This is a genomic window from Aerococcus sp. NPDC058936, from assembly GCF_042741995.1.
Classification (GTDB): Bacteria; Bacillota; Bacilli; order Lactobacillales; family Aerococcaceae; genus Aerococcus.
Window position 1 is genome coordinate 306,321 of sequence record NZ_JBHYKZ010000001.1, and the last position, 11,268, is coordinate 317,588.

Annotated in this window: 9 protein-coding genes; 8 read left to right on the forward strand and 1 reads right to left on the reverse strand. The window is 37.8% G+C overall.

Annotation, left to right across the window (positions count from 1 at the left end):
* The first annotated feature begins 86 nt into the window (after positions 1 to 86).
* From ACFW0C_RS01445 to ACFW0C_RS01475, 7 genes are all read left to right on the forward strand, one after another.
* Positions 87 to 461: a VOC family protein gene (locus ACFW0C_RS01445; protein ID WP_378104734.1), complete on the forward strand. Its 375-nt coding sequence runs from the start codon at positions 87 to 89 to the stop codon at positions 459 to 461.
* Between the two features lie 341 nt (positions 462 to 802).
* Positions 803 to 2,089, forward strand: coding sequence for an alkaline phosphatase family protein (locus ACFW0C_RS01450; RefSeq protein ID WP_378104702.1), 1,287 nt, complete (start codon positions 803 to 805; stop codon positions 2,087 to 2,089).
* 97 nt (positions 2,090 to 2,186) lie between these two features.
* Positions 2,187 to 4,082, forward strand: coding sequence for a 1,4-alpha-glucan branching protein GlgB (gene glgB, locus ACFW0C_RS01455; RefSeq protein ID WP_378104736.1), 1,896 nt, complete (start codon positions 2,187 to 2,189; stop codon positions 4,080 to 4,082).
* Between the two features lie 104 nt (positions 4,083 to 4,186).
* Positions 4,187 to 5,314, forward strand: coding sequence for a glucose-1-phosphate adenylyltransferase (locus ACFW0C_RS01460; RefSeq protein ID WP_378104705.1), 1,128 nt, complete (start codon positions 4,187 to 4,189; stop codon positions 5,312 to 5,314).
* 1 nt (position 5,315) lies between these two features.
* Positions 5,316 to 6,515 carry a glucose-1-phosphate adenylyltransferase subunit GlgD gene (glgD, locus tag ACFW0C_RS01465; protein WP_378104707.1) on the forward strand — a complete coding sequence of 400 codons (1,200 nt, stop codon included), beginning with the start codon at positions 5,316 to 5,318 and terminating at the stop codon, positions 6,513 to 6,515.
* A gap of 34 nt (positions 6,516 to 6,549) precedes the next feature.
* On the forward strand, positions 6,550 to 7,986 hold the full coding sequence (gene glgA, locus ACFW0C_RS01470) for a glycogen synthase GlgA (RefSeq protein ID WP_378104709.1): 1,437 nt from the start codon (positions 6,550 to 6,552) through the stop codon (positions 7,984 to 7,986).
* 183 nt (positions 7,987 to 8,169) lie between these two features.
* Complete coding sequence (locus ACFW0C_RS01475; protein WP_378104711.1) at positions 8,170 to 9,525, forward strand: aspartate kinase; 1,356 nt, start codon at positions 8,170 to 8,172, stop codon at positions 9,523 to 9,525.
* Between the two features lie 65 nt (positions 9,526 to 9,590).
* On the opposite strand, the gene ACFW0C_RS01480 is transcribed toward ACFW0C_RS01475, so the two are convergent.
* Positions 9,591 to 10,421 (reverse strand): undecaprenyl-diphosphate phosphatase, encoded by an 831-nt coding sequence (locus ACFW0C_RS01480; RefSeq protein WP_378104714.1) that lies wholly within the window; start codon positions 10,419 to 10,421, stop codon positions 9,591 to 9,593.
* Between the two features lie 205 nt (positions 10,422 to 10,626).
* Here ACFW0C_RS01480 and ACFW0C_RS01485 point away from each other — a divergent pair, with 205 nt between their 5' ends.
* On the forward strand, positions 10,627 to 11,151 hold the full coding sequence (locus ACFW0C_RS01485) for a PTS glucose transporter subunit IIA (protein ID WP_378104716.1): 525 nt from the start codon (positions 10,627 to 10,629) through the stop codon (positions 11,149 to 11,151).
* Positions 11,152 to 11,268: the final 117 nt, after the last annotated feature.

Genomic DNA, 11,268 nt, shown 5'->3' on the forward strand with positions numbered 1-11,268 from the left:
TTAAATAAGAGATTTCGTTTAACCTTTTAAACTATCTTTGATAAAATATAACTATACCTGAAATAATTGAAATGGACATGTTACCAATGAAAATGGCGCATACTTGTTATCGTGTGAAAGATTTAGCAGCTTCAAAAGCATTCTATAAAGAAGCATTTGGTTTTGAAATTGCAGAGGAAAAAGATTTTCCAGAACACGAATTTACATTGACTTATTTATCATTACCAGGTGATGATTATGAATTAGAGTTAACTTATAACTACGGTTCAGAGGCTTATGATTTAGGAAATGGCTATGGTCACATTGCGATTGCTGTAGAAGATCTAGAAGCGCTTCATGCAGCGCAAAGCGAAAAAGGTTTGGATGTTACTGAACTTAAACAATTACCAGGGGATACCAAACCAAGATACTTCTTTGTGACTGATCCAGATGGCTACAAAATTGAAGTAATTCGGTTATAATAAATAAATTCAAGATCTTTAACGATTAAAGCTTTATCCGACAAAATAGGATTGTTTTCTAAGTGATTTCGTGTTAGAATATCAATATGCGATGAGGCGACACGCACAGCATATTGTAAGACTGTGCATGTAGTTAAAGAAAGTACACGATGAAAATCACCACGGGAAGTGGGTACTTGGTCAAAAGCTGATGTGAACGGCTTAGACCCTAGTCTTGGAAAGCGAGGATATTTTTGTCCTCGCTTTTTTATTTACCTAAAAATGAAAGCTTTTTCATAATGCTAAAATTATTTTTTTAGTTATAATAAAGAACATAGTAACAATACCGGGGGGGTTAATTAATGCCTAGTGAGAAGTTAGTCATAGTCAGTTTAGATGCTTTTGGAACGGAGGATTTAGCATATGCCTTGACGTTGCCAAACTTTAAGAAATTTCGTCAAGAAGCAGCTTTAGTGGAGGCAGTTGAATCTGTTTACCCATCACTAACCTATATATGTCATACTTCAATTATGACTGGTCAATACCCCAAAGATCACGGCATTATAAACAACACACTCTTACAACCCAACCGAATTTCTCCTGATTGGTACTGGTATACTAAATATATTAAAACACCAACCTTATTCGATATCGCGAGTGAAAATGGGTTGAGTGTTTCAACAATCCTTTGGCCTGTTACCGGTAAAAGTAGATCCATCGATTATAATATTGCAGAAATTTTCGCAAACCGAAAATGGCACTCTCAGGTTGCGGTATCCCTATTAGCGTCATCACCTAAATACCTCATTGAAAAGAATCATAAATTTGGTCATTTACGGTCAGGGATTAGACAACCAGAATTAGACGACTTTGTAACGGCAGTAGCAGCATATACTATTGAAAATGAACAACCAGATGTGATGGCAATCCACCTTGTTGACCTTGATTCTACTCGACATGGTTTCGGCGTGAAATCACCTGAAGCTAAAGCGGCCATTGAGCGAATGGACGTACATCTAGGCCAATTGTTCCAAGCGATTGAAACAACGCCAGCCTATAAAGAAGCCCATATTGTCTTATTGGGTGATCACTATCAAATTGATACCCAAATTGTTATTCGACCGAATCATCTATTTAAAGAAGCTGGATTAATAGAAACGAAGGCACAAAATGAAATCCAAGATTATAAAGTTTACGCAAAAGGGGCGGACGGCTCTTGCTATATCTATGTGAAAGATCATACTGCTTTTACAATGGCACAACTTAAAGAAATTCTAGCACCTTTAAAACCATACATCGAAACCATTTATAATCAGGATGAGGCGGTCACTTTAGGTGCAGACCCTGAATGTTTTGCCTTAATCGAAGCAAACGAAGGTTATTACTTTGAAAGTGACATTGAAAGACCAATCATGGAAGATACCAATAAACATATTCCAGGCGTAAAGCTATTAAAAGCGAGTCACGGCTATAGTCCCAAAAAAGAAAATTATACGACAATGTTTATGGCTAAAGGACCTAAGATTAAAGCTGGTGAAACTTTAGCCAGTGGCCGATTGGTAGATGAAGGCCCAACAATGCTAGCAATGTTAGATTTAGCATTTAAAACGCCAGTGGAAGGAAAAGTTTTAGGGGAAATTTTTAAATAGCAAATAATATTATTTGCTTAAAAGTAGGGAGGAAATCATTTTGTCTAAAGGAAAAGAAGCAATCCCATCAATCCAAGGTAGAAGCTTGGTCGATGAAATGTATTATTTTAATATTGGTAATCATTATGAAGCTTACAAATTCCTAGGAGCTAAGAAACAAGTTAATAATGACCAAGAAGGCTACCAGTTTACTGTATGGGCACCGAATGCCAAGTGGGTTTACTTGGAAGGTGATTTTTCCGATTGGGCAGAAATACAAATGGAGAAGGTTGCGGATACTGGTGCATGGACTATTTTTATGCAAGATGCAAAAGAATGGGACCTTTATAAATTTGTCATTGAAGATCAAGATGGCGTTAAAAGAGAAAAGCAAGATCCCTTTGCCTTTGCTGGGGAAGTGCCACCAAAGAACGCCTCTGTGATACAAGATATCCCAACTTACGAGTGGCACGATCAGGAATGGATCAAACAAAGACAGCAATCAAATATGTTTGCGAGCCCAATAAACATTTATGAAGTACATATGTCATCTTGGAATAGACAAGAGGATGGTTCGGCCTATACTTTTGCTGACCTAGAAGCAGAATTGATTCCTTACGTTAAAAAAATGGGCTATACCCATATTGAATTTATGCCTTTAATGGAACACCCATTAGAAGCCTCATGGGGTTATCAAATTTCAGGTTATTTCTCTATTGCTGGTCGTTTTGGTCATGATTTTGGTCCGTTAATGTCCTTCGTAGATGCCTGTCACCAGGCAGGTATCGGGGTCATCGTTGACTGGGTACCAGGTCACTTTGTGGTGAACGATGATGCCTTGGCTAATTATGATGGGACAGCAACTTTTGAATACCAAGATCCTAATCGTGCTGAAAATGTCAGATGGGGGACTAAAAACTTCGATTTGGGGCGTAATCAAGTCCAGTCATTCTTGATTTCCAGTGCTGTATTTTGGCTCGAAACTTTCCATTTTGATGGTATCCGAGTTGATGCAGTTTCAAATATGTTGTATTTGGATTATGACATTGGCCCTTGGATGCCGAATAAATACGGGCATAACGTTAATCTGGAAGGGCTTGAATTTTTACGAAAACTCAATACAGAAATTCTTCTCAGAGACCCATCTTACTTAATGATTGCTGAAGAATCTACCGCTTGGAGTGGGGTAACGAAACCGACGAGCCTAGGTGGTCTAGGATTTAACTTTAAATGGAATATGGGTTGGATGAATGACACCTTGAAATTCTTCGGGATTGATGCCTTAGCTAGAAGTTATAACTACAAGTTAATCAATTTCACTTTCATGTACATGCATGATGAGAATTTTGTTCTACCCTTCTCACACGATGAAGTTGTACACGGTAAGCACTCATTACTAGGCAAGATGCCGAATCATAACCGCTATGAGATGTTTGCGAACTTGCGTGTCCTCGAAGGATACCGACTATTATATCCCGGCAAAAAATTATCCTTCATGGGTAATGAAATTGGTCAATTCTTAGAATGGCGTTTCTATGAAGGGTTGGAATGGTCATCTCTAGATCGAGAGTATAATACTGAATTCCAATCTTACGTTGCAGAATTGAACAAGCTGTATAAAGAGACGCCTGCACTTCACGAGCAAGATAACCAAAAAGCTGGTATTACAATTATCGAAGCAGATGATGATAAAGAAACCACCTTATCATTTATCCGTCATGGTAAATCAGCTGATGCCTTTTTAGTATGTGCCTTTAATTTTACACCCGTTGAACGTAGTCACTATCGAATTGGTGTCCCGTATGCGGGCACTTATCAAGTGGTCTTAAATAGCGAGATGAAGGTGTTTGGTGGTAACTGGGTGAGTCAAACCACAAGCTTTGAAACAGTGACGGTACCACATAAAGGGCAACCTTATTCACTAGAAATCCACTTACCATCTCTAGCAGCAATATGCTTCGAACCAGTAAATATCAAACTAACGCCTGAAATAACAAATAAGAAAAACCATTAAAGAGGTTAATCTGTTACTACATTTTTCGTCGACATGTCGTAATCCCATCATATTTGGGTGGGTGCCTTATGTAAAAAGGGGGAAAGGAGTTTAACTCCGCTACTATGTTAAATAATGAAATGATTGCTATGATTCTTGCTGGTGGTAAAGGTACTCGTTTAGGAAAATTAACAAAAAGTATTGCTAAGCCAGCTGTTCCTTTTGGTGGTAAATATCGAATTATTGATTTTACCTTGAGTAATTGTATGAATTCAGGAATTACAACTGTTGGTGTCATGACACAATATGAACCGATGATTTTGAATGACCATATTGGGAATGGTGATTCTTGGGATTTAGATACTCGCGACGGTGGTGCCTTCGTATTACAACCTTATTCTTCTAATGATGGAGAAAAATGGTTTAATGGTACTGCGAATGCCATTTATCAAAATGTATCTTTTATTGATAGTAAAAATCCTGAATATGTATTAATCCTTTCAGGAGACCATATTTATAAAATGGACTATGCACCGATGTTAGCAGCGCATAAGGCAAATGGCGCCGATTGTACTGTTGCCGTTAAACCAGTACCCATGAATGAGGCTTCTCGCTTTGGTATCATGAATACCAATAGCGAAGGAGAAATCGTTGAGTTTGAAGAAAAACCAGAAAATCCAAAGAGTAATTTAGCTTCAATGGGGATTTACATTTTTACATGGGACAAATTACGTGAATACTTAACGCAAGACCCCGAAGGCATGGAAGACTTTGGTCAGAATGTAATTCCTGCTTATTTAAACAATGATGAAAAATTGTATGCTTATTCATTTGATGGTTACTGGAAAGACGTAGGTACAATCGACTCATTGTGGGAAGCAAATATGGAAGTACTTGATCAAGAACATCCATTACAAATCCGCGACAAGGGTTGGCCTATTTTCTCAAGAAATACCATGACTACACCACAATTCTTATCGACAGAATCTGTAGTTGAAAATGCCATGATTTGTGATGGTTGTATTATTCGAGGCAGTATTAAAGACTCAATCCTTTCTCCAAATGTATTAGTTGGGAAAGATTCGACAATTGCCAACTCAATCATTATGAAGGGATCAAGTATTGGTGAAAATGTCAAAATTGAATACGCGATTTTAGGTGAGGAAGCCGTTGTTTCTGATGGGTCAGAAGTCATCGGAACCCCTGATAATATAGCCGTTATTGGATATGAAGAAGTAGTTGGAGGTAATTAATATGGTTAAAAATAGAGTTACAGCTATCTTAAATTTGAATGAATCGACAACTGATTTAATGCCTTTAACAGACAACAGACCAATTGCCAACCTACCATTCGCTTGTCGTTACCGTATCTTAGACTTCTATTTATCAAGTTTATCGCACGCTGGTGTGCGTTCTGTCGCTTTATTTATGGCTGAAACTGGTCGTTCTGTATACGACCATATCCGTTCAGGTAAAACCTGGAACTTTGATAATTACACAGGAGGGGTTTTCACCTTCTCACAAATGAACCATAAACGCGCTTTATATGAAGCGGCGAGTCGCAAAGGTCCATTCTATGATGACCATCACTTATTTATTGAAAGTTCAAATGCAGAGTATGTATTTGTTTCAGGTGCCAAAATAGTAGCCAATGTCCATCTAGATGAAGTCATTGAAAAATTTGATGGTTGCGATGCTGATATCGTTCGTGTTTACGCTGAAGTACCGCGTGAATTGATTGAATACCATCCAAACGAATACATTATTCATTTAGATGACGACCAAAATGTCGAGTGCCTTTCTAAAGAAGGGATTACACCAATTTCTCAAGCAACTATTAATTATGATATGAACATGGCACTGGTTCGAACAGACAAATTGCTTGAAATGATTAACCGCGCTGAAGAAAATAACTACTACAAAGAGTTAGATGACGTCATCATTGAATATATGGATGACTATAAAACAGTTGGTTATCTTTATGAAGGATACGTCGGTAACGTAGATTCTATAAAATCTTACTATGATGTCAGCATGCATATGCTAAACGGTGAATACTTTACCCAATTATTCCAAGGTGATCAACCTATCATTACAAAAGCACATAATGGTTCGCCAACTTATTATGGTAGCCATGCAGATGTCATTAATGCACAAATTGGTACAGGTTGTCAAATTTATGGTGAAGTGGAACATTCTCACATCTTCCGTAACGTTAAAGTGGCACCAAATGCTAAGGTAGAAGATTCTATCATTTTCCAAAGTGCGAAAGTTGGTAAGGGTGCAAGCGTAAAATATGCTATTTTAGACAAAAAAGTTGAGGTAGCGCCAGGCGCAGTCATCATTGGCACACCTGAAGAACCTATTGTGATTCCAAAAGGGACCTATGTCGCTGCATCAGACGAGTCATTCCAACACCCAGCTTATAAGTTTAAAAAAGCCAAAGGATATTAAGTAGTAGATTAAGAGATGAGAGAAGGGTAATCATATGAAAGTTTTATTTGTCGCCGCTGAGGGTGCGCCATTCTTCAAAACGGGTGGACTTGGAGATGTTGCCTATGCATTGCCAAAAGAATTGCGCAAACAAGGTGTTGATATCAGAGTAGTATTGCCGTATTATACGCAAATGCCTGAAAGATTCAAGGAGGAACTGACTGAAATCACCCAATTTAGAGTTGAATTAGGTTATAAATCAGCCTATGTTGGGGTAAAGACGCTAACACTTGATGGCGTGCAGTATTACTTCATTGATAATTTAGCGTATTTTGATCGAGACCAATTGTACGGACAAAATGACGATGGTGAACGGTTTGGCTTTTTTGACATCGCAGTGATTGAAATGATGGAAAAAGTGGACTTTATACCAGATATCATTCATGTAAATGACTGGCAAACAGCCATGATTCCTGCCTTATTAGTGGATCGGTACCATTGGGTAGATAGCTACCGAAATATCCGCAAGGTACTAACTATCCATAACATTCGTTTCCAAGGTTGGCAAAATGAATCTGTCTTAAAAGAAATTTTTAACACTACCTATGCTTTATTTCATGAAAACGGGGTTAAAAAGGAAGGTCAAGTGAACTATCTTAAGGGCGGTATTAATTTCTCTGACAAGGTAACAACAGTTAGTCCGAATTACGCCCGTGAAATTCAAACACCTGAGTTTGGTGAAAAACTAGACGGTGAATTACGCTATAATGCTTGGAAGTTATCAGGTATTATTAATGGGATAGATTATGAACAAAACAATCCCGAAACGGATCCTAATTTAGTTGAAAATTATGATGCATCAACAGTTCAAACGGGTAAAGCAGCCAATAAACGTGCCTTACAGGAACGAGTTGGCCTAAGTTTAGACCCGGATGTTGCTTTACTTGGGGTAGTTACCAGATTGACTGATCAAAAGGGTATGCAGTTGCTACAAGAAAAAGCTGAATATCTGCTCACAAATTTCAATATTCAAATTGTTGTGTTGGGTACCGGTGATGAAGCGTTTGAGCACTCATTCCGTTATTTTGAATGGAAGTATCCTGGAGAATTTTGTGCGTATATCGATTTTGATGTCGAATTAGCCCAACAAATTTATGCCGGTTCTGATATGTTCTTGATGCCTAGTGCATTTGAACCGTGTGGCTTATCACAAATGATTGCTATGCGTTACGGTACTTTACCAATTGTCCATGAAACAGGTGGCTTATCAGATACCGTTCAACCATACAACCAATATACTGGTGAAGGTAACGGCTTCTCATTTAACATCTTTACTGGGGATGTTTTCGCTCATGTTATCCAGAATGCCTTGGATATTTACGAAAACCAACCGGATGTATGGTTCCAATTGATACACCAAGCCATGGCGACAGACTTTAGATGGACTGAGCCGGCTAAGGAGTATATCCGTTTATATGAAGACTTGCTATAATTTAGGGAAATGCTTTAAGCTTGCTAACCAATTAGTTTGCTAAATTGAATTCCTTCATTACATAGGATGGTGACTGAGGTTGAGGCACATAGGCTTCAACCTCTTTTCCTATTGTATAGGGCCTCATTTTTATGATAAGATAGCTCATAATACATTAAAATTGGATTGGAATGAAATGAAAAGATGAAAGTAGTAAAATTTGGAGGTTCATCAGTTGCATCAGCAGAACAACTGATGAAAGTGAAAGATATTGTAATTGGTGACGCTGATCGTAAAGTGGTGATTGTTTCCGCGCCTGGTAAACGGGATAAGGAAGATATCAAGGTGACCGATTTGTTAATCGACTTGGCTGCTGAAATTTTACACGATAGTGAAAATGCACCAGCTACTTTTAATAAAATCGTAGACCGCTTTAGAGATACAGCTGAAGGGTTAGAAATGGATCTAGCCATTGTGGATGATATTTCCAACCAGTTAAATGAATTAATTAGTTCGGATATCACAGACCAACCAGCTTATTTTGTGGATGCGATTAAAGCCTTTGGTGAAGATGCGAATGCGCAATTAATTGCCGCGTATTTCTCTGGATTAGGTTATGGGGCCTCTTACTTAAATCCTCAAGATGCTGGCTTGTTCTTATCAGATAATCCTGGTCAAGCGCGGGTCCTACCAGAATCTTACCAAAACTTATACAAATTACGGGAACGAGATGGTATCATTGTCATCCCTGGTTTCTTTGGTTACACAAAAGATGGGAAATTAGTGACATTTTCTCGTGGGGGTTCTGATATTACCGGTGCGATTGTCGCAAACGGTGTCAAAGCGTCAATGTATGAAAACTTTACTGATGTTTCGTCTATTTATGCTGCAAATCCTGGAGTAGTTCATAATCCTGTCGCGATTGAGCGACTGACGTATTCAGAAATGCGTGAATTATCTTACGCTGGTTTCTCCGTTTTCCACGATGAAGCTCTGCAACCAGCATTCATCGCTGATATTCCTGTAGCGGTAAAAAATACGAATGAACCACAGGCACCGGGTACTTTGATTACGAGAACACGTCCAAAAAATAACCTAGCGATTTCTGGTATTGCATCAACAAGCGGATTTGCCTCTGTTTATATTAAAAAATATATGATGAATAGAGAGGTTGGTTTCGTTCGTCGCGTCTTATCTGTCCTTGAAAAATATGACGTTTCGTTCGAACATATCGTATCTGGTATCGACGATATCGATGTTATTTTTAAAGAAGATGCCTTATCGAAAAAAGAATTCGAAGAAATGGTTGCTGAAATCAAAGCTGAAACCGCAGCGGATTCTATTGAAAAACGCGACAACCTAAGCTTGGTTATGTTAGTAGGGGAAGGTATGATTGAAAATATCGGGAATACTGCCCGTGCAACAAAGGCCTTGTCAGAAGCCGGGATCAACTTGGAAATGATCAACCAAGGTTCATCTGAGATTTCTATTATGTTTGGCATTATTGAAGAAAGAGAAGATGATGCTGTTTGCGCCATCTACAATGAATTTTTCAACTAAAATTCAATACATACGAAAAAGGAGTGGCGAGGCCACTCCTTTTCATTTGGATAAAAATCCGAATATTACGAATTAAATAGTAAGAAGTACAAGATAACCACAATACCAAGGACAATACGGTACCAACCGAATACCTTGAAGTCATTAGTTTTAATGTATTTCAAGAATAGTTTAATAGTTAGGATTGAAATGACAAATGCTACAACCATACCAACTATTAATAGCCAGATTTCAGTACCGGTGAATACGAAACCGTTTAAGAAAGCTTTGACTAATTTTAGCGCTGAAGCACCGAACATAATTGGAATACTCATAAAGAACGAAAAGTTGGCTGCTAATGGTCTAGACGTACCAACGATTGTTGCTCCCAAGATGGTTGAACCTGAACGAGATGTACCAGGAACTAGTGACAATACTTGGAACAAACCAATCTTGAAGGCGTTACTATATGTCATTTCTGCCATAGAATTGATTTTTGCTTGTCTGTTTTTGTTGCGGTTTTCAATCCAGATAAACCAAATACCATAAACAATTAACGTAACAGCAACAACAAACCAATTCATTAAGTTTGCTTCCATCCAAGAGTCTAATAGTAGACCGGCTATAGCAGCTGGAAGACACCCAACGGCTACTTTAAACCAAGTCGTCCAAGTTTCCTCTTTTTCTGTTTTGGATTTGTTTGGTGCGAATGGATTTAATTGGTTAAAGTTAATCCATACTACGGCTAAAATTGCGCCTAGTTGGATGACAACCAAGAAGATATCCCAAAATTCTCGACGTACATTTAATGTAATAAATTCTTCAAGAAGAATCATGTGTCCAGTTGATGAGATCGGTAACCATTCGGTAATCCCCTCAACAATACCCAGTAAAATGACCTTTAATGTATCTAACATTTATCAATTTCCCTTCATTCAAAATAAAATAATTTCTCATTTCAGTATAAATGAAAACAAGAAAGAAAACAAAAAATCATCAAAACTTTAAAAAGTCTTTATGTTTGAAATCGGTGAAATCGCTTCAGGGATATATTGTCATTATTTTTACGAATATGATATGATTAAAGTAGTGAATTAAATGAATACTTAAGGAGCGAGCGATATGTTTGATTTTTTTAAAAAAAATAAGAAGAAGGATACTACAAAACAACCGAGTAGTTCTAAAGTAGCGGAAACTTTATTTGCTCCTGCAACGGGCGAATTTAGCTCTATCGATCAAGTAGATGATCCTGTATTTTCACAAAAAATGATGGGTGACGGTTATGCCGTAGAACCTGAAGCAGGTGACGTTTATGCACCAGTTGCAGGTACTGTAATGAGTATCTTTCCAACTAAACATGCTATCTATATCAAAACAGATGATGATGTAGAAGTTTTAGTGCATATGGGTATTGATACTGTTGAATTAGATGGTGCACCATTCAATGTCACGGTAGCTGAGGGAGACCAAGTTAGTGCAGGTACCCAAATTGCTACAGTAGATTTAGACCAATTAACATCTGCAGGTAAAGGAAAATCAATCGTTGTCGTATTCACGAATTTAGAAGACTTTTCTAGCTTACAATTAACTGCATCTGGTCAAGTTAAACATAGTGCAGAAGTAGGTTCAGTAACAACAAACAGCTAAGATTAATACGCATATATATATTGGCTCTACAATATATAGGACTGATGACTTGAAAAAGTCATTGGTTCTATATTTTTTTACAAAAAAAGAGGAATCTCCATTATCATAAAGTTAACC